Source organism: Bacillus sp. SH7-1, assembly GCF_008042405.1.
In the GTDB taxonomy this organism is placed as follows: Bacteria; Bacillota; Bacilli; order Bacillales; family Bacillaceae_G; genus Bacillus_A; species Bacillus_A thuringiensis_N.
Window position 1 is genome coordinate 300,174 of record NZ_QNUD01000007.1, and the last position, 19,673, is coordinate 319,846.

A 19,673-nucleotide genomic window follows, 5' to 3' on the forward strand; every position below is an offset into this window, starting at 1 on the left:
GTGCAAAAAACGACAAAATCTCTTAAAAAACACTTAACTTTTAACTCCATCTATCTTTACAATCCCTCTTTATAATGTGAATTGGACAAGCACCTAAGAGAAAGCAGAATATGTCAGTTTGTAGATTTTATAATTAGGGGGAGAATTTGTATGAAAAAGACAGTTGCTTCGTTAGCAGTTATGGCGGCATTATTACCGACATTTTCAGCACATGCGGAAGGGAAAGAGCAAGTTCGAAAATCAGCTACAACTTTTAACGTTATTAGTGACATTCAAGGTGATTTAGGAGATTTTGATCACGTATTAAAAGATATGAACAAAGTGACGCCACTTTCTAGAGCGCTTATTATGAATGGGGATATAACGCCAACTGGACAACAGTCACAATATGATGATGTGAAGCGTGTGTTAAATAAAAATAAGCATCCCGAGAATGTATGGTCAACTGTTGGGAATCATGAGTTTTATGCTGGTAAATGGACAGCTGATGGGAAGCTCTCTCAAAGTACATGGCCTAATGGTGTAACGGAAGAAACGCTATTTGGTCGCTACTTACAATTTAGCGGACAAGAAAAGGTATATCATAAAAAAGAATTAGATGGTTATCCGCTTCTATTTTTAGGAACTGAAAAATATATGAAATACCACGATTCAAAAATGTGGGATGAAGTATATATGAGTGATGAGCAACTAGGTTGGTTAAAACAAAATTTAGAAGAGTACAGCCAAAAAGATAAAAATAAACCAATTTTCATTTTCTCTCATCACGTTTTACCTGATACTGTGTCTGGATCAAGACAATCACCATATTTACAAGACTATTTAAACGTTGATAAATTGTACGATATATTAAAAGACTATCCGCAGGTCGTTTTCTTTACGAGTCATACGCATTGGGATTTAAACTTACCGGACTGGGCTGGTAAAAAGAAGATTGCAGGTGGAGATGAAAAAGGATTTACAGTTGTAAATACGGGCGGAATTGAAACGGGCTGGATGTCGGCTGGACCAAATGGCGGAGAGAAGACTGCTCCGGATGGATATTCATTTAAACAAGGACTACAAATAAAAGCATACGGTAACGATGTAATCGTAACAGCTTATGATTATAAACGTGATAAAGATATTAAAAAATTATTAATTAGCGATTCGAAAGTTGCACAAATGGCACCAAATGTTACAGCAGATGACAGTAAAAACGTAATCGTCGGTGCAACAGAATACATGGAGTATTCTATAGAAGGAACGAATGAGTGGCATACGTATAATCCAGGGAATCCTCCGAAATTTGATGGGGACAAAATTGTATACGTACGCCATAAGGGGGAAATGAATTTACAGCCGGGATTAACGCAGCTACTTCGTTTTTCTGTAAATAAGTGATTGGAGGGAGCCCACGTTTAAATGTGTGGGCTCTTTTTGTTTTGTCGCTTTTTGTCGGTAAGTCGATATATTTGAAAAATCGCTGATATAAATTAAAAATCGCTGATATAAATTAAGAATCGCTGATATATTTTGAAAATCGCCGATATAAGTTAAGAATCGCTGATATAAATTTCATGCACCGTATTGAAGTCCAAAGCACTCATATAATTTCATGTACCGAACTAGAATAAAAAATTCATCAGTATAATTTCATACACCAACACCGAATTCCAATACATTTTTCCCCAGAAAGATGACTTCATCATTTTTACATGCAATAATAGTATCGTTACATACATTGTGAAAGAAGTACAAAAGGAGCGTTATTTATGAATTTAGCTAAATTCCCGAGAAAAAAATATACAGAGTCATATACACCAATCGAAAAATTAAACAATTTTTCTGAAGCGCTTGGTGGGCCGACTATTTATTTTAAACGAGATGATTTACTTGGTTTAACAGCTGGTGGTAATAAGACGAGAAAGTTAGAGTTTCTAGTTGCAGATGCACAGGCAAAGGGTGCAGATACGTTAATTACAGCTGGTGGTATTCAGTCAAATCATTGCCGCCTGACACTGGCAGCGGCGGTAAAAGAAAAAATGAAATGTATCCTTGTATTAGAAGAAGGGCTTGAACCAGAAGAGAAGCCAGATTTTAACGGGAACTATTTCTTATATCATTTATTAGGTGCTGAAAATGTAATTGTTGTACCAAACGGAGCAGATCTTATGGAAGAGATGCATAAAGTAGCGAAAGAAGTTAGTGAAAAAGGGAATACACCATATGTCATTCCAGTTGGTGGATCAAATCCTACTGGCGCAATGGGATACATTGCTTGTGCGCAAGAAATTATGGCGCAATCATTTGACCAAGGAATTGATTTCAGTTCAGTCGTTTGCGTAAGTGGTAGCGGCGGTATGCACGCTGGTTTAATTACAGGTTTTGCTGGAACACAAAGTAACATCCCAGTAATCGGAATTAACGTAAGTAGAGGAAAAGCAGAGCAAGAAGAGAAAGTAGCAAAACTTGTAGAGGAAACGTCAGCTCACGTTGGTATTCCAAACTTTATCTCGCACGAAGCTGTTACATGCTTTGATGAATATGTAGGACCAGGTTATGCGTTACCAACACCAGAAATGGTGGAAGCAGTGCAGCTGTTAGCGAAAACAGAAGGTATTTTACTGGATCCAGTGTATACAGGTAAAGCGGTAGCGGGATTAATCGATTTAATTAGAAAAGGTACATTTAGTAAAGAAGACAACATTTTATTCGTACATTCAGGTGGTTCACCAGCTTTATATGCGAATACGTCTTTATTTGTGTAAGTGTGAAAAAGCATTGGGTAACCAATGCTTTTTGTTATATAATGGAAGGTGAGAAGGGGGAGTATATGAGTTCAAATTTAAAATGGATTATATACACGGTACTCGGCATTTCTATTTTATTCATTTTATTTGTGGCTTATGGAGTTTATTTATACTTCACTTAAGTGAAGTGGTAACCGAACCAAAGGAAAAATAAAATAATTGCTGTATTAAATAGAGTAAAACATAAACCGATAATCGCTAAAATTTTCCTTTCATTTCGACTGCAAAAAGATATAACCGCTAATAGGATTACTATAACAGCGGAAGCTAATATGAAGTAGGCGAAAGGCACGACATATTCTACTCCAACTCTGTCTAAAATAGGTGTGAAGAGAAAGAGATTAATAGTAACGAATATACTTACAATAAGAAACGTATAACTTTTCCAAGTGTATGTTTTTAACTGCATGGACGGCACTCCTCTCCTGTTATTCTTTATATTTCTAACCATAAAATAATTTACTTTATTTTACAATTTTCATATTTTGATTGAAATGAGGAAGATGAATATGAAGGGTAGAAATTTATCTGTGTTTTTTATTGCAATAATTATATTCATAGTAACGGGCTGTTCGAATATTATAGGGAATGAAGAACAAACAATTAAAGTGCAAAAACGTGTTGATGATACATATGAAGATTTGAAGGTAGTTACAGATAATAAGCAAGTTCGACAGGTAAAGAAAATATTAAATGATGCTCATTTTGAAAATAAAAAAGTGGAAATGTCTCGTTCAGCTGATTATCATTTTGTTTTTCAATTTAAAAATCCGAAAATAGAGGCGAAAGCTGTGTTGTATCAAATTTGGATAATTCCTAATAAGGATAAAATAGAAATCATAGCGGGAGATAGTCAGTACGTTCAATTAGAAGGGAAAAATGCAGCCACTTTGTTTCAGATTGTTACGGGAGAGAAGTTAGCTGAATAAATGTATATAGGGTTATAGGAATTTAGTTCGTAATTTTCATTTTGGAAGATACTTAGTTTTCAACAAAAATAGCTATCTTTTATATTAGCATAAACTCTGAGAACGAATTAAATAGAATTTGAATCTTGACTTGGTGAACGTGAGGTTTTACCCTTATAAGTGCAAAAAGCATCTCAAGGTGCCCATTAATCCTCTAATGAAAATAAAACTAGGAAATATATTGTTTTTACAAAGATTCGATGTTATGTTTAATTTTCTCAATATAATATTTCGCTTATATAGGAGTGGCTATTTGAATAAATTAATATTATTGGTTTTATTGACTACATGCTGCCTTATTATTGCAGGATGTTCTAATAATAGGATTACACCAAAGAATGATTCTAAAACTTCAACACCTGTAAAGGTTGAACGTATCAATAAAGCGTGGTACAAACATATATAATAGTTTAAAGAAATTTAAAATTGTTGATGATAAAAGGTCATAAGGTGAAATTGGTTAGGTCGATAGTAGATGTTGTGAACCTTGGTGAAAAGCGGGAAGCATAGGGAAATTCTATTTTTATAAAAAAACGATATTAAAATGTTCACAAAAAAGAGTCTACATGTAGACCCTTTTTTGTGGATATTTTTCATAAATAGAAGACATTCTAAGATGCTATCCTCTAACTTGAACCTTCTAAAAATTATTTCACTAAGTTAAATTTCATTGAGAGTATCACTCTTTAAAATTCGGGGAATGCTAGGAGCCCGTAATAGCTCAATTGGTGTAGTTCCTTTTTCACTTTATCTACCATATTTATATATCTTTCTATGAAAAATCTAACTTTTAACGATTAAATGAGATAAAACCTAATTAAAAACAATGAAATTTGAGGAAAAATAAGGTACACTATTCAATGGTTTTGGTTTAAAATCAATTGACGTTAATGTATACGGGGGAAAGATTGATGAACAACAATACAGTAAATGAATCTGTTGAAGAAGTTGAGAAAAAACGGGTAAGATCCAAAAAACGTTTTACAAATTGGAAGCTTATCGCAGCAGGTGGCGGTGTAATTGCACTTCTCCTTGGAGGAATGAGCTATTATCAGGCAACTCACTTCAATTCTAATGTTACGATTAATGATACAAAAGTCGGTGGTTTGAGCGCTGATCAGGCAATACAGAAATTAAAAACAGCTGGATTAGCAAACAAAGTCTATATTGATCAACAACAAATTTTAGATGAACAAGAGACAAAGACGGAACTGACGGAAAAAGATTCGCCACAAGTTAAGAAACTATTAAAAAGCCAGTGGACATTTTTCCCTTCTTCAAAGGAAAAAGATTATTCATTGCTACCAGAAAAGGCAGAGCAGTATCGTAGTGAAACGATGAAAAAACTTGTAGAAGAAAAGCTTGTTTCTATGAATACACAATTAAAAGAGCCTCAAGATGCTATGGCGAAGCTTGAACAAGGAAAAGTTGTTATCTCGAAGAGCGTTGATGGAAAACAGTATGACGTTACGAGTTTACTAAAAGAGTATGATAAGCAGAAGCATAAAAGCGAAATTCACCTAAAGTCTGCCTACATACAGCCTATTAAAGAAGACGATCCGATTATCAAAAAAGAAGAAAAGGCATTACAGAGTCTTCTTGGGCAGTCTGTTGATTATAAAGTGCAGGATGAAGTGTATTCATTAAAAGCGAAAGATTTAATTCAAAATGCCTCTATGTCAAAGGATATGAAGGTGACAATCGATGCGAGCGATATTAAGAATAAGATTACAGAAATTAATAAGGCTAAATCTACATTACATAAAGACTTCGCTTTTAAAACACATTCTGGTTCGGTCATATCAGTAAAAGGACAAGGATACGGCTGGGCATTAGATGTGGAAAAAGAGACAAAACAAGTTCAACAAGCCTTTGAGAAAGGCGAAAAATCACTTTCTGCTTCTAATATTCACGGAAATGGTTGGGAGAAGGAAGGTATCGGTTATAAAACAACATCGAATAATGGCATCGGAGACACATATGCAGAAGTTTCAATTGCGGATCAGCAAATTTGGATTTATAAAGATGGGAAATTAGTCGTTACAACAAATGTAGTAACGGGTAAACATAGCACGGGTGAAGATACATCACCAGGTGTGTGGTACGTCCTATACAAACGAACACCATACACGCTAAGAGGTAGCGCAGTAGGTAAAGCTGATTATGCAGTTAAAGTAGATTACTGGGTTCCATTCACAAATAGCGGTCAAGGATTCCACGATGCCGGCTGGCGAAAAGACTGGGGAAATAATGCTTATTTAACAGGGGGATCAGGCGGGTGTGTGAACCTTCTTCCTAATGTTGCAAAAACTGTGTATGATAGTTTGAACACGTATGATCCAGTTATTGTGTACTAGAAAATAGCTACGTATCAAGAACTTAAACGAATAAATAAAGCAGGAAATCTTACTTGATGGTACATGGAAAAACACCTCTTGCATTCGCATACTAAGTGTGCAAATGCAATGGAGGTGTTTTTGTTTGAATACAAGAGTTTATTGCGTATAAGAAACAAAGTAGAAAGAGATTAAGATGAAGAAACAGGTTTTCAAATAGTCAATAAAATTGACACTGAATATCATTTTCATTTATGATGGAATCGTCGTATGTAATTGGACATGAATTTTGTGAAAAAGTCTATTTCTTATATTCATATAATAGATTTCTATTAAGGTATCACATTCAAGAACTATTACTAAATCTTTTAAGAACTTAAACGCAGGAAAGGGTAATATAAAAATGAACTGGAAAAAAGGCGGATTGTGGGTTATTATTTTTTTCATTGTAAAAGGTACGATTTCTACACTTTTAATAGTTACAGGTGCTAAATATTTTGATCTATCATTTATGCAACTTTTCTTATTGATCCTGACTTTATTAGTGATTTCTCTAATAAGTCGAAAATTACTGTATAGACATAAACAAAATAAAAAGCAAAAAGAGTTAAATATATAATGAAGCCCCAGAGACCTTTGGATTTCTGGGGTTTTATTTCGATTGTTTTTTCCACATGTATATCAACTTAACGGAACAGGTTGTCCAAAATGATAAAATCGATGATGTTTAAAATGCGTCAATTACTTTTATATAAGGGTTGAAGAGAGCTTTTGAATCAATCTTTATTCTGAAGCTACAGACGTGCATAAATTATGCTTGTTTTTCAATTGGTAGTTTAAATGTAAAAGTACTGCCTTCTCCTAATTCACTTTCAACCGTAATTTCTCCTCCGTGTAGTTCGACAATCCATTTTACCATCGACAATCCTAAACCTGTGTTTCCGATATTTGAAGATGTTCGTGCTGCGTCAACTCGATAGAAACGGTCCCAAATTTTCTCAATATGTTGCTCGCTGATGCCTATGCCATTATCGGAGACTTTACCTATTATGTTGGTTTCATCACGGTACAGTTGTATATGAACAGTTCCGTTCGCTTTGCTATAAGCAATCGCATTCGTTAGTAAATTCATTAATAAACGCATAATTAATGTTTGATCTGCTTTCATAAACAGGTCTTCCTCTATATTAGTTGTTATATCAATCGAAGCTTCTTGAACCATTAATGAAAGTTCTTCTACAACGATTTCCGTTAATTCACTCATATTGATACATTCAAATTGGAAAGTATTACGGTTTCCTTGGTCAGCTCTTGCTAATAGTAAGAGTTGTGAGATTAGCGAGGACATCTTACGTGATTGCTTTAAAATTACTTCTAACGATTCTTCCATTTCTTTCGGATTATTCCTCTGCGATAAAGCGTATTCGCATTGCGAAATAATAACAGATGTTGGTGTTCTTAATTCATGAGATGCGTCAGATGTAAATTGTTTTTCACTTTCAAATGATGTCTCCAAGCGCTCAAACATTTTGTCAAAGGTTTGTGCTAAATGATACATTTCGTCTTTCGGTGAACCTTTTAAATTAATTCTCTTTGAAAGGTCTTTACCATCACCAATTTTACTGGCTGAATCACTCATTTGTTGCACAGGTCGAAACGCTCTTTGCGTAATAAAATATCCTCCCACTGCTGCAATGAGAATAAGTACTGGAAATGAGATGAGTGTTACTACGATAAGCGTATTCATCGTTGATGATAATTGGTTCATAGTCATTATTCCACGCACCCAGACTTGCTCACCGCCGCCTACATTATGGAGAAAATCATATACAATCCATTCTTTATTACCGTCCTTAATAGTTTGTATTTCATCGGATTTAAGCGATATCTTATTATTAAAGCTTGTTGGACTATGTCCTGCCAGCAGCTCACCTTGTTTATTATAAATGATGATATTTACCCCATCTTCAAAGGTTTCAAAATCATCTTCCATCTTTAATTGCCCATGCTTATACTCGATATCTTCAATACTTTCTTTTACTGTGCTCTTCAATTGATCTTTCATATTAAAAAGCAAAACTTTATCGGAAGAAGTTAAAATAAAAGCTAACACGAGTGCCATAATAATTACAATTAGCCCCGTATACCACAGGGTTACTCTCATTTTTATCGATAGTCTTTTCATGATTCTACTCGCAATACGTAACCAGTTCCTCGTACTGTATGAATTAACTTCGTTTCAAACTGGCTATCAATTTTTTTACGAAGATAGCGGACGTAAACATCAATAATATTCGAGCCACCTTCATAGTCGTAATTCCACACATGTTGCTCAATTTTATCTCGTGTCAACACAACGTCCTTATTCCGAATCATATATTCTAAAATAGCAAATTCTTTACTGGAAAGAGTGATAACTTGGTCTCCTCTTGTTACTTTATGCATTTTGCAATCTACCACTAGGTCGGCGATTTCAAACACATTAGATGCATTACCTGTTTTTCTTCGCATTAACACTCGAATTCTTGCTAATAGTTCGTCAAAAGCAAACGGCTTTACTAAATAATCGTCCGCACCTAAGTCGAGTCCTGTTACGCGATCATCAATTGTATCTTTAGCTGTAAGGAGCAAGACAGGAGTTGTATGATTGTCCGCGCGTAATCTTTGTAATACTTGTAAACCATTTATTCCTGGGATCATAATGTCAAGCACAATCAAATCGTAGGTAGCCATGTTTATATAATCCAAGGCATCTTCTCCATTCCCACATGCATCGACACTATAATGTTCTGCATTTAATCGCTTTACCAATATATTTTGTAAGTCTTGTTCATCTTCGACAATAAGAACTCGCATTAACATTCTCCTTTTCTTCTTATTAATATGTATCACTATAATTCCAAAACATTAAAGAAAGATTAGAAACGATTTAATTATATCATTTTATTTTTTTGTACATTAATCTTCCTTTAATGTTTGTTCAGTAATATAAAGGCAAGGATAAGGTGCACATGTAAAGGGAGGAAAACAGAATGAGAAAATGGATGCTGATTGGAGCAATGTCTTGTTTATTCTTAACAGCTTGTTCTACTCATGCTGATAACAATACAGAAGTACAGCAACTGAAAGTGGAAAATGATAAATTACAAAAAGAAGTTGCTCAACTACAACAAGAACCACAAAAAACAGGGCCTGCTGTGAATGATTCGAAGCAAATACAAGATTTTAAAAACGAAGTCACAACTATTGTTGAAAAGGCAAATAACACGAAACCAGTTGGAGCAAAAGAAGATGACTTAAATACGTACATAGCAGCCAAAAAAGAAATTGACCAATTGGATGACAAGATAGATCTATCTGATAATCAGCTAGAAGCAGATTATCGTGCTGGAATGATAACGATTGAACAATATCAAACGCAAGAAAGAGAACACGATATACTGGAAGATCAATTAGAACAAGCAGAAAATGCACTTGAAGCAAGATTTGGAATAGATGATTAATCATTAAGGAGTGGATGGAAATGTTAAAACATAAAAAGAAAATAATTATAAGTGTAATTGCTATTTTAGTAAGTGGTATTGCTATTGTTGGTGGATATTATGGTATGGGTTACAATTATGCAAAAAAGAATGAAAACTACACAGAGAAACAAGTTCGTGAAATTTCTTTAGCTCATACAAATGGAGAAATTATGAATGTGAAAAAAGAATTCGAATTAGAAGATGACAACTTAGCACAATCTAAATTTGAATATGAAGTGGAAATCAAAACACCTGATAATCTGTTAAATATTTTAAAGGTTAGTGCTAGAACAGGTACAATAGAAATCAATCATGAAGATTAAATAAATATCGCGTATTTGAAAAAACTCCTAACAAAATTTGTTAGGAGTTTTTTCATGTTTCTACTCTACTATTTTAAATGAGGGACCCAAGCTAACAAAACAAAATACCACCTAATATGAAAAAATACGCTATTCTTTCTGCATAATTATAGGAAAAGTATCGGTCCAATCCAAGTGTATATTTGTGATGGATTGAATTCAAACTTAATCTTAGATTCACAGATTTTTCTTTTTCTCCAATCGTGCGAATTTGATTACGTATCATTACATAACAGCTTGTCATTGTAACTTTGATATCTTGCTGTTACATTCCAAAATGCGTACAACAGCGTGCCTTCAAGGTTATACTGATGCTGGAGGTGATGTGAAGTGACATACGATTGGGAAATGAATTCGAAACAAACTAATTAACAATCAGATTTTTACAAGTGAATTTCATCCGTATATCAATTGGTTTATAAACGAATGTGGAAGTATCTTTCGGAAGATGAGCTTTTCATTAGTCAGAAGATTTTTAAACATCTAGTCTTCATTTTGAAACTAAAATCGCTTTTATATTAGGTTTCAAATTTCTATTTGGTACAGACATTAGTTGAAAGATAGGTTTTTCTGTTCTTGCTTATATCGTAAACTTGATAATTTATAAAGGTGGATTTAACGGGGGGATATTATGAAAGATAGCAAACATTTTAATTTTAACAAGCTTTGGCTAGGACAGTCTATAAGTTTATTAGGTACTCAATTTACAATAGTAGCTTTGCCGCTTTTTGCATTAGAGGTGTTACAAACAAGTGAAGCAAATGCTGCTATGCTTCGTGGGGTTATATTCGTCCCTTATCTAATTTTTGGGTTAGTAGCCGGTGCTTTAATAGACATTTTTCATAGGAAAAATGTCTTGCTAATTTGTAGTATATGTCAAGGGATATTGTTTTTATCAGTATTCATACTGACTGTAACAAATATTATAACGTTCCCCTTATTGGTATTCATCATGTTTTTAAATGGAATATTCACCACGTTTTACAACATTGCTATTCCTTCATTCTTACCGGAAATCGTAACAGATAAAGACAACTTAAAAAAAGGAAATGCGCAACTAGCACTTTCGGAGTCTATTTCTATAGTGATTGGTCCTATGCTAGCTGGAATTGTCATTACTCTAGTTGGATTAACAGGTTCATTCATTGTTGACGCAGTAACGTATTTTGTTTGTTTTATATTTGTATTATTCATTTCAAAGTTTAAACCGCATACAGAAGGTTCTTTAAAAGATGTAAATTTAAAATCCATATACCAAAATATATATGAAGGGTTGATATATTTCAAAAAACACCCTGTATTGGAACCAATTGTGACATGTGGTGCTGTTTATGGTTTTTTTAAATACATACTAAATAGCATTTTAGTAATATTCCTTTATAAGGTAATGGGTCTATCTGAAATTGAGATAGGGTTTGTTGTAGGTTCAGTAGCGATCGGATTTTTAATAGGTAATACGATACTCATGAAAAAAAGTCAACAAATTAATAATACAAAAATGCTTATTTATAGTGCTACTGTATCAGTTACCGGTTTGGCTTTTATACCGATAATGGGATATATGGGAACAGTTTACGGAATAGTAGCTGCAAGTATCATACATGGTATGGGAGAAGGTGTATTTGGCCCTTACGCTGCAACTATACGACAACTTGCTTCGCCAAATCATATGCTAGGCCGAGTAAATGCTGTACAGCGTACGCTGAATTGGGGAGCTTGGGCATTGGGGAGTTTTGCTAGTGCCTTTTTAATTTCTATATTCGGGCTTCAAACTACGTTATTTATAGGAGGTTTCGGAACAACATTGTGTTTAGTTGCGTTGTTAAGACGAGGCGTATCAAAAGGAACTGACATAGAAAATAAACCACACATTTTATTTATAGGGGGGAAACCTGTAACTGAATCCTAATATAGGTGTTTTTGTTTAAATTTTGCTTAATTCTCACCGGTAATTAACTAAAAATTTGGAAATTGTTATATAATGAATTTAATTTAAAATTAGGAGTGTTAGGGGTATTGGAAAGGTGTTAAAACTTCTAATAGAAAGCATATTCGATTAAGAAAGAAGGGGTAGTTATGAAAACTAGTGAAGAAACGCATTGGCAAAGGTTTAAACGTAAGAGTAAATCCCCGAAAGAGTGGTTAAAGAAAGTATATGAATTTTTTATTAATGAACACGTATGGGATGCTATCTTTAAAGTGTTCCTTAAACTAGTATGGGCAGTAAAAGGTATGGGAAAAAGCTTGAAACGGGTAATAGAAAACATATTCAATTAAATTAAGAAAGATAGGGTATTGCAATGGAAATGAAACAGATTGGTAGTAAAGGGAAACCAATTGTTCCATTTCACATTAGGGGTAGCACCACATTGCTATCAAGCTAACAGAAATAGAAAACTAAAGTCCGATGAACTTACGTTCAACGTCTGTCTGTTTCTTGTATTATTCACTCTTATATTTAAAAATGAGTATGCTAAAGAAACATCCGAATTTTGGATGTTTTTTACATGTTTCTCTATCTTTTCAATTCTTCTTTTAAGAGAAGCAATAACGGCATTTTGATTGTTATCGTTTTGTTTAAACCTAGAGTCCACAAATACTTTTTCTTGTTGATTTCGCAAGAAGTGATGTGTTCTTTGAGCTCTGTATGGTTATACAGTGTGGTTTTACTCACTCCGGCTTCTTTTTACCACACTCTTGAAGTTCATTATATTTTTCTACGTACTAAATAAAAAGATAAGGACCCCATAATAACAGGTGCAACGAAATCAAAGAAATGGGGAAAATTAAAAGGAAAAAGAAAAAGAAATGGTATAAGTGTATAGAGAACTGCTTGTCCTATAAATACAGGAATTCCAAATTGAAATTCCCTACATCGTTTGATTTTCCTGTATAACACTTCTCCAATTAGACAAGCTATAAGAGCCGGTATACTACCATAAGTGACGATTGTTTTAATGAATCCTAATACAACGTTCGGGTGAATAAAGATAGGATGAGAAATATATGAAATCAAGAACCATCCAAAAATAAAAGCAAACAAACTTGCAGCATAACTAATTACAAATTTTATCAACGTAATCATCCTCATAGTTTTCTAATATTAACTCCATTGTAGGACATAAAATCCTATTATTAGTAGCAAGAAAAAAGCGGATCCCTACTTTAAAAAGGCATCCACTCATCCTGCTATACTTGTTTTATTTTCTTTGCTCTTGCAAACTTCCAAAAAGCTGCAAGTAGTATGAGAAATGGTATTCCCTGAATTAAGAGAAATCCTCCCAAAAAATAAAGTGCACGACTAACTAGAGGAGGGGACGTTGCCGACTCACCCGCAAAATAAGCTCCATAATTAGCCGCCACACCTGCATAATCAGCTATCCCACCTATAAGAAAAGCCGCTGGACTTATGATTAGATTTATCCCTAAACAGACCATTATCGATGATAGGTTTTTAGCCTTAATTTTTGGTGAAACAGACAAGAAAAACAAGAATATTGCAGTGCCGTTTATAAGAAGTAGTGTTATTACATAATAAATTCCCATAATATCCCTCCATGATTTTAATTGTACCATCAGCAAAGACAACTTTGTGTAAATTTGGATGAATAGGGTCTTCATGTGAGGTTAACATAACGTCTCATTAACAGTAGTCAATAATGCATATAATTTTCGTTTTTGCTTTCTTTTCTGAGCTGGATAGCGATGGGGTGAGTCATAAATTGTGGAACATATTCTTAAGTAATTATAATATGAAAAAATTCAATTCTCCTTCTGCAATTTATTCAAATTAACAAATATCTACATCTTTTGAATGCCCTGAAAATGCTAAACTTAAGCAAAAAAATTAACCATCCTATGCAAGAAAGTTGAGGTAGCTAAAAGCATATGTTTTATTGAAGGGATGTGAATGAATGATGGAACGGCCGAATTGGGGAATTGGAGGATTAGTATTCGTTGGCTGCATGTTTCTTGGTGGAGGAGTGGGATCTATGTTAGGTAATTCCCAAACTGGATGGCTCATAGGAATGGGTGTTGGATTTCTTGGGATGGCTTTAACGAGACTGATTAGAAAGTAATATAACGGAGATTCTTAATGCCATAAGAGCTCCATACATTACAGTTAGAAGCTTCTCTTTTGTATTTGTCTTTTTTGAAATTTTTCCATACATAGATAGGATTCTCAAGTCGCAGGATGGCACCTTAGGGTGTATTTTTTATGCTTTCTAAAAATGTCGTACCATATAATAGACTTCGTTAGGTTCTGATAATCTTTTTTTTAATCGAATAGATTCATTACCGTTTCAAACCTATGTATTCATTCATAACCTAATAGTAAAAGGGGGGATGATGAAAGGTATGGCGTGTAATGATGAATTAATTTGTCAAAAGTTTGCAAGAATTATCGGTGGCCAAGAAGGGTTCGCCGGTGGGAAATGTGTAGCAACAATAAATCGGGATGAAATAAAGGCAACTATCTTAGGAAAACGTTTTAGAGTAACAACTTCCTTTTCATTCGAATCAAGAAATCATAAAACTGGACAGGCATTATGTCTAGGCCGGGTAGCGCTCTTACAAAAGGAAGTCACTGGATTTGTTGCTACAATTATTAAACAAGGAATAATCGTTTCGTCTATACACAATGAGTGGTTATGTGATGATCCAAATTTAATTTACGTTAATATCGAAGACGTGGATGATCCGCTAAGCTTCGCAAGAAAAGTTAGAAGAGCGTTATGCAATTAACTCATTTCTTTCGTTAAATGAGTGATTTTGTTAAGTAGAATATTTCGATTGCTGTAAAGTTTTATACAGTGTAAGAGGGCGTTCCATATTTGGAATGCCTTTTCTTGATGTTTTTGTTGCTAATGTGGGGTGTTACATTGTTTTAATTGATTATATGTTACTTATTTTACAACAGCAGGAATTGGCTGAAGTATCCTTTAAATTCAAATTTAACAGGTCTTAAAAAAGTTTTTCTAATGTATTTTTTCATCTTTACTATTAAATAAAATCTCATATAAAGCGTTACTAATTGGAAGTTCAACATTGTAGCGCAAGTGTTTTAGTGGAAATTAAATATATACGACAAATTTTGACAAAGAAATACATAAACTTTTGTTATGCTATGAAAGTTATTAATTTGTAATGTATATATAGGAGGATTTTTTAATGTTAAAGAAACTGTTATTATTTGTACTTATGAGCTTGTGTGTAATGGCTTTAAGTGCTTGTAAAGGCGATGAAGAAAAATTAAAAGTAGCACAAGAGGAGCAAAAAATAGATGAAGATAAAAAAGTAGCAGAGGAAGAAAAGCGTAAACAAGAAGAACAACAAAGAGTAGAAGAAAAGCGTAAACAAGAAGAACAGCAAAGAGCAGAAGAAGAAAAACGTAAACAAGAAGAACAGCAAAGAGCAGAAGGAGAAAAACGTAAACAAGAAGAGCAAAAGACTCAGCAACAGCAGTTTACACAACAGGAGAGAACACAAAAACAAGAAAAACCAACACAAGCAACAGGTGGGAAACCAACAAGATCACAAATTTCAGTTGGTTCACAGGTAGTTATTCAATTGGATAATGACTATAGCAAAACTGTAAGTGGTGTTGTGAAAGACATTTTGACACATAGTGAAACACACACGTACGGAATTAAAGTTCGCTTAAAAGATGGACAAATTGGTCGTGTTCAAAGTGTCAAATAATGAAAAAAAGATTTGACTACTTTTCCAATAAATAAATATTAAAAAAACCGGTTCTTTTGTACAGGAACCGGTTTTTGCATTTTGTTGGTGCTACCACATCGCCATCAAGCTAAATTTTATAATACCCCCAGAACGAAAATTTCTTCGTTTTGGGGAACTACCAATTTCTTAAGTTGATGGGCATGTATGGTGACCCTATATAAAGAAATTTTAAACATTTTAATCTGCCTTTCCTTTATGTAAATATGGAAATAAAGAAATTACCCCAAGGATAGCTAAACAAGCTCCAATCCATAGCGGAGATACAAAACCATATCCTTTACTGATTCCAAGACCACCTAGTGAGGAACCAATAACAATACCCAGCGTAATAAAAGAACTATGAACGGTATTTATCATTGTTCCATTACTAGCTGTTTTCATTACTCTCGCAACCATAGCCGGATTCAATGCTACACCAGTTAAACCAATAAAAATTGTAGAAATAACCGCAATGTATTTATTCTCTGCACCTAAAGCAAATAAAGACAATGCTACTATTAATATAATCAATCCACTCACCAGTATTTTCATTGTATATTTATCAGCAAACTTGCCAATCACTATATTCCCAACTACCGTCGCACTACCATAGAGAGCAAGTAAATATGGAATACTTGCACTTGAAAAGCCTGTGATATTTGTAAAGATAGGAGTGAAATAACTAAATGCTGCAAACGTACCACCAATAATGAACATACTTGTTACGTACGCTGCCCAAAGATGAATATTCTTAAATCGCAGAAGTTCGTCTTTCCAATTCAATTGCTCTTTATTTGAAGATGATGGTAACAACCATTGAATCATGATCCCTGATACTAGCACAAGAACAGAAACAGCCCCAAAACTAATACGCCAGCCAAAATATTGTGAAATAACGGTTGTTATAGGTAAACCTAATACAGTTGCGAACATTAAACCTGCAAGTACAATTGATGCAGCTTTTCCCCTTGAATCAGAGTGAACCAATGTTGCAGAAAAGGAAATCGCAACTCCAAAAGATGAAGCTGAAGCAATACCAGTTATAATACGTGAAATCATCATAATATCATAGTTCCAAGCAATAGCTCCGAGCGATTGACCAATTAAAAATACGAACATTAAAAACAATAATGCTTGTTTGCTGCGCATTCGTAAGAGGATTGCAGTTAAAATGGGGCCTCCTATTACCATTGCTCCTGCATAAGCTGAAATTAAATACCCAATAGATGATACAGAAACCTGGAATGCAAGAGCAAGTTCATTCATCATACCTGCAACCATAAATTCTGATGTAGTCATACAAAAGATTGCTAAAGCTAATAAATAAATAATCGATGGCATAAAAACACTCCTTATTCATTATTGTAATGGTCGGTACAAAAATAGCGCGAAAAAAGAGCGCACTAAGCGCCACAAATAGACTCCATTGTTCCTTTGATAACTTGTTCAGACAACATCCGATTTTGCATCGATACATTAAGAACACGGAATCCGTAATAACTACTTAAAAGCAGACTAGCTAATTCCTCAGCCGATTGCTTCTTTGGAATTTCACCTGTTTGCAATCCTTCCTCCATCACTGCTTCAATAGCTTGTTTAAGAAGTTCAACATGCTTCGAGAAAATTTCTTGTACCATTAAATCGTTTTTAGCACGTTCTATACTGGCATTAATCAATAAACATCCTTTTTGATTAATATTCTCAAAGTCTTCTTTCAATGCCCATTCAAAAAAATTACTTAATCGTTCTTTAACTGGAATTGGAGTATCTAACAATTTCCTTTGTTCCCTAATCCCAATTTCATGGTAGCGTTCTAATACTTGTTTATACAGTTCATGTTTACTACCGAAAGTATTGTATAAACTTCCTTTTCCAAGTCCTGTATCACTGCATAAATCTTGTGTAGAACACCCTTCATATCCTCTTAACCAAAATGTTTTCATTGCAACATCTACAATTGAGGAATAATCAAACTCTCGGGGTCTGCCGCGTTTATTCAATCGTATCATCCTCTCATTTTAAAGATAACATTAATAGAATACTCTTTTTTGTACCGAGTGGTCAATATTTTGTTTTATTGTTACTGTAAAATATAATTTGATTATTTTAGATTACGAATAATTCAAAATAGCTCCCTAATTCAAATACAAGTCTTATTTGAATTAACAATTTCATCAATCTTTATTATTAATTATCAAACTTTGTTATAAATGATCAATCTATTTTACAAAGCCACAAAAAGACAAAATATAAATTGTTTAATCATTTGTTTTTCTACGTTTCCATAGGAAAAGTCGGGGAGCGAAACTCAGCCAAGGAGAAATCGTTGGTCTAATTGGGGTTACCATACATCGCTATCAATCTAAGGTAAATTTGTATCCATATAATCAAAAAAACGCTATTCTTTTTGTAGAAAAATACAGAAAGGATGGCGTTTTGTATGACTCTATCGATTCAAGATGAGTTTCATTTATTCGCTGAAGAATTACAGCGATATCTATCCCCAAGTATCCTTCAACAGCGACGGGTTTCGTAAAACGTAAAAGTAAATATGGCGCACGAGATTTGGCCGCTTTATGTATTTGGATTAGTCAACACGTAGCAAGCGATTCTCTTACTTGATTATGTAGTCAGCTTTATACAAATACAGCTACACTCATGAGCCCAGAAGGACTGAATCAACGCTTTAATCCAGCAGCTGTCGCATTTCTTCGAGAAGTGTTTACTTCCCTTCTCACACAAAAACTCTGTTCAAATCACTCACTTTCTGCACATATAATCTCTACTTTTAATCGTATCCGTATTCTAGATGCAACAGTGTTTCAATTACCTGATCAATTCGCTACTGACTATCAAGGTTCAGGTGGGAGTAGTAATAAGGCAGGCGTGAAAATCCAATTAGAATACGATTTACTTAGTGGTCAATTTCTTAACGTGCAGCTTGGGCCAGGAAAGAATAATGATAAAACATATGGTACCATCTGCCTTGAAACCGTAGAAGCAGGCGATTTGTGTTTACGTGATCTTGGTTACTTCGATTTAGGGGACGTACAAACCATTCATGATAAAGAGGCTTACTATATCTCTCGGTTGAAGCTGAATACACGCATTTATACCAAGAACCCTGAACCCGAATACTTCAACAATGGTACGGTAAAAAAGCAGACAAAATACATCCAGCTTGATATGACACAAATGATGTCTGATCTAATCCCTGGTGAAACGATAGAAATCCCTGAGGCATACATTGGCCAAAATCAGATACTTCCAGCACGTGTTATTATCCATTGTTTAACCGATGATCAAACGCAAACACGTCTGAAAAACCAAGCGATACGTGAAAAGAAGAAAGGCATTGTCATGAAGGATAAAAGTAAACGTTTAATGGGCATGAATGTATATATCACGAACACGTCGCTAGAAGAAGTACCGACGAACTACGTGCATTCATTATATTCACTTCGTTGGCAGATTGAAATTTTGTTTAAAACGTGGAAGTCATTCTTTGAAATTGATAAATGTCAAAATATAAAAAGAGAACGCCTAGAGTGCCATTTATATGGACAACTCATCGGCATTCTCCTCTGTTCTTCCACGATGTTTCAAATACGTCAGCTTCTGCTTGAAAAGAAAAAGCAGGAGCTGAGTGAATACAAAGCGATTTATATGATTAAAGATTACTTTCCATTACTGTTTCAAGCGATAGCCGTTGGCACAGAAGAACTTTTAAAAATTCTGCATCGCCTTTATCAGCTGCTCAAAAAAAAACGGTCGTAAATGTCATAGGTATAAGAAGATGACCGTCTTTGATATTCTAGGGATTGTGTATAAAACGGCGGTGAAGCATAGACAAGCTGCCTAGCGAAAAAATCGCGTTTTAATAGGCTTCTTTAGCATGCCTACTTTTCTATCACTTGCTACTTTTGAAACAAGGACCATTTCGTACCTATTAAATTACTTGGTTAGC

The 19,673-nt window shown here is 34.2% G+C and carries 19 protein-coding genes and 1 pseudogene; 13 read left to right on the plus strand and 7 right to left on the minus strand.

All coding sequences use genetic code 11. The features are described 5' to 3' along the window. Nucleotides 1-150 precede the first annotated feature (150 nt). Nucleotides 151-1,383, plus strand: a complete 1,233-nt coding sequence (locus DN390_RS07845) for a DUF4073 domain-containing protein (RefSeq protein ID WP_147807048.1) — start codon at nt 151-153, stop codon at nt 1,381-1,383. A 371-nt stretch (nt 1,384-1,754) separates the two neighbouring features. Next, nucleotides 1,755-2,750 (plus strand): D-cysteate sulfo-lyase, encoded by a 996-nt coding sequence (cuyA, locus tag DN390_RS07855; protein ID WP_147807049.1) that lies wholly within the window; start codon nt 1,755-1,757, stop codon nt 2,748-2,750. 160 nt (nt 2,751-2,910) lie between these two features. On the opposite strand, the gene DN390_RS07860 is transcribed toward cuyA, so the two are convergent. Beyond that, on the minus strand, nt 2,911-3,201 hold the full coding sequence (locus DN390_RS07860; protein WP_147807050.1) for a hypothetical protein: 291 nt from the start codon (nt 3,199-3,201) through the stop codon (nt 2,911-2,913). Between the two features lie 100 nt (nt 3,202-3,301). Here DN390_RS07860 and DN390_RS07865 point away from each other — a divergent pair, with 100 nt between their 5' ends. The 3 genes from DN390_RS07865 (at nt 3,302) to DN390_RS07880 (ending at nt 6,715) form a co-directional block, all read left to right on the plus strand. Beyond that, a complete protein-coding gene (locus DN390_RS07865) occupies nt 3,302-3,721 on the plus strand; it encodes a YhfM domain-containing protein (protein WP_147807051.1) in 420 nt (139 codons plus the stop codon). 950 nt (nt 3,722-4,671) lie between these two features. Continuing rightward, nucleotides 4,672-6,117: a L,D-transpeptidase family protein gene (locus tag DN390_RS07875; protein WP_147807052.1), complete on the plus strand. Its 1,446-nt coding sequence runs from the start codon at nt 4,672-4,674 to the stop codon at nt 6,115-6,117. Between the two features lie 382 nt (nt 6,118-6,499). Then, a complete protein-coding gene (locus DN390_RS07880) occupies nt 6,500-6,715 on the plus strand; it encodes a hypothetical protein (RefSeq protein WP_060631492.1) in 216 nt (71 codons plus the stop codon). A gap of 192 nt (nt 6,716-6,907) precedes the next feature. On the opposite strand, the gene DN390_RS07885 is transcribed toward DN390_RS07880, so the two are convergent. Both DN390_RS07885 and DN390_RS07890 read right to left on the minus strand, forming a co-directional pair. Beyond that, nucleotides 6,908-8,281, minus strand: coding sequence for a sensor histidine kinase (locus DN390_RS07885; protein ID WP_147807053.1), 1,374 nt, complete (start codon nt 8,279-8,281; stop codon nt 6,908-6,910). Then, nucleotides 8,278-8,952 (minus strand): response regulator transcription factor, encoded by a 675-nt coding sequence (locus DN390_RS07890; RefSeq protein ID WP_097951864.1) that lies wholly within the window; start codon nt 8,950-8,952, stop codon nt 8,278-8,280. Before DN390_RS07890 ends, DN390_RS07885 begins: the two co-directional genes overlap by 4 nt. Before the next feature lie 176 nt (nt 8,953-9,128). Here DN390_RS07890 and DN390_RS07895 point away from each other — a divergent pair, with 176 nt between their 5' ends. The 4 genes from DN390_RS07895 to DN390_RS07910 all read left to right on the plus strand — a co-directional run bounded on the left by DN390_RS07895 (nt 9,129) and on the right by DN390_RS07910 (nt 12,259). Beyond that, nucleotides 9,129-9,599: a hypothetical protein gene (locus DN390_RS07895; RefSeq protein WP_147807054.1), complete on the plus strand. Its 471-nt coding sequence runs from the start codon at nt 9,129-9,131 to the stop codon at nt 9,597-9,599. Nucleotides 9,600-9,619: 20 nt separating this feature from the next. Continuing rightward, nucleotides 9,620-9,943 (plus strand): PepSY domain-containing protein, encoded by a 324-nt coding sequence (locus tag DN390_RS07900; RefSeq protein ID WP_098951895.1) that lies wholly within the window; start codon nt 9,620-9,622, stop codon nt 9,941-9,943. A gap of 670 nt (nt 9,944-10,613) precedes the next feature. After that, on the plus strand, nt 10,614-11,891 hold the full coding sequence (locus tag DN390_RS07905) for an MFS transporter (RefSeq protein WP_147807055.1): 1,278 nt from the start codon (nt 10,614-10,616) through the stop codon (nt 11,889-11,891). Nucleotides 11,892-12,058: 167 nt separating this feature from the next. Further along, nucleotides 12,059-12,259, plus strand: coding sequence for a hypothetical protein (locus tag DN390_RS07910; protein ID WP_000858032.1), 201 nt, complete (start codon nt 12,059-12,061; stop codon nt 12,257-12,259). 430 nt (nt 12,260-12,689) lie between these two features. Here DN390_RS07910 and DN390_RS07920 read toward each other — a convergent pair whose 3' ends face one another. Both DN390_RS07920 and DN390_RS07925 read right to left on the minus strand, forming a co-directional pair. Further along, nucleotides 12,690-13,067 (minus strand): hypothetical protein, encoded by a 378-nt coding sequence (locus tag DN390_RS07920; protein ID WP_147807056.1) that lies wholly within the window; start codon nt 13,065-13,067, stop codon nt 12,690-12,692. A 104-nt stretch (nt 13,068-13,171) separates the two neighbouring features. Further along, a complete protein-coding gene (locus DN390_RS07925) occupies nt 13,172-13,528 on the minus strand; it encodes a hypothetical protein (RefSeq protein WP_098951900.1) in 357 nt (118 codons plus the stop codon). 368 nt (nt 13,529-13,896) lie between these two features. Between DN390_RS07925 and DN390_RS30590 the strand changes: the two genes are divergently transcribed. The 3 genes from DN390_RS30590 (at nt 13,897) to DN390_RS07935 (ending at nt 15,685) form a co-directional block, all read left to right on the plus strand. Further along, nucleotides 13,897-14,061 carry a hypothetical protein gene (locus DN390_RS30590; RefSeq protein ID WP_170955069.1) on the plus strand — a complete coding sequence of 55 codons (165 nt, stop codon included), beginning with the start codon at nt 13,897-13,899 and terminating at the stop codon, nt 14,059-14,061. Nucleotides 14,062-14,329: 268 nt separating this feature from the next. Then, nucleotides 14,330-14,728, plus strand: coding sequence for a DUF1259 domain-containing protein (locus DN390_RS07930; RefSeq protein WP_147807057.1), 399 nt, complete (start codon nt 14,330-14,332; stop codon nt 14,726-14,728). Between the two features lie 426 nt (nt 14,729-15,154). Further along, complete coding sequence (locus tag DN390_RS07935; protein WP_147807058.1) at nt 15,155-15,685, plus strand: YwbE family protein; 531 nt, start codon at nt 15,155-15,157, stop codon at nt 15,683-15,685. Between the two features lie 219 nt (nt 15,686-15,904). On the opposite strand, the gene DN390_RS07940 is transcribed toward DN390_RS07935, so the two are convergent. Together DN390_RS07940 and DN390_RS07945 are read right to left on the minus strand one after the other, a co-directional pair. Next, nucleotides 15,905-17,047 (minus strand): MFS transporter, encoded by a 1,143-nt coding sequence (locus DN390_RS07940; RefSeq protein ID WP_147807059.1) that lies wholly within the window; start codon nt 17,045-17,047, stop codon nt 15,905-15,907. Nucleotides 17,048-17,109: 62 nt separating this feature from the next. Continuing rightward, complete coding sequence (locus tag DN390_RS07945) at nt 17,110-17,706, minus strand: TetR/AcrR family transcriptional regulator (protein WP_098951908.1); 597 nt, start codon at nt 17,704-17,706, stop codon at nt 17,110-17,112. Nucleotides 17,707-18,146: 440 nt separating this feature from the next. Between DN390_RS07945 and DN390_RS07950 the strand changes: the two are divergent. Continuing rightward, a pseudogene (locus tag DN390_RS07950) lies at nt 18,147-19,568 on the plus strand (IS4 family transposase). Nucleotides 19,569-19,673: the final 105 nt, after the last annotated feature.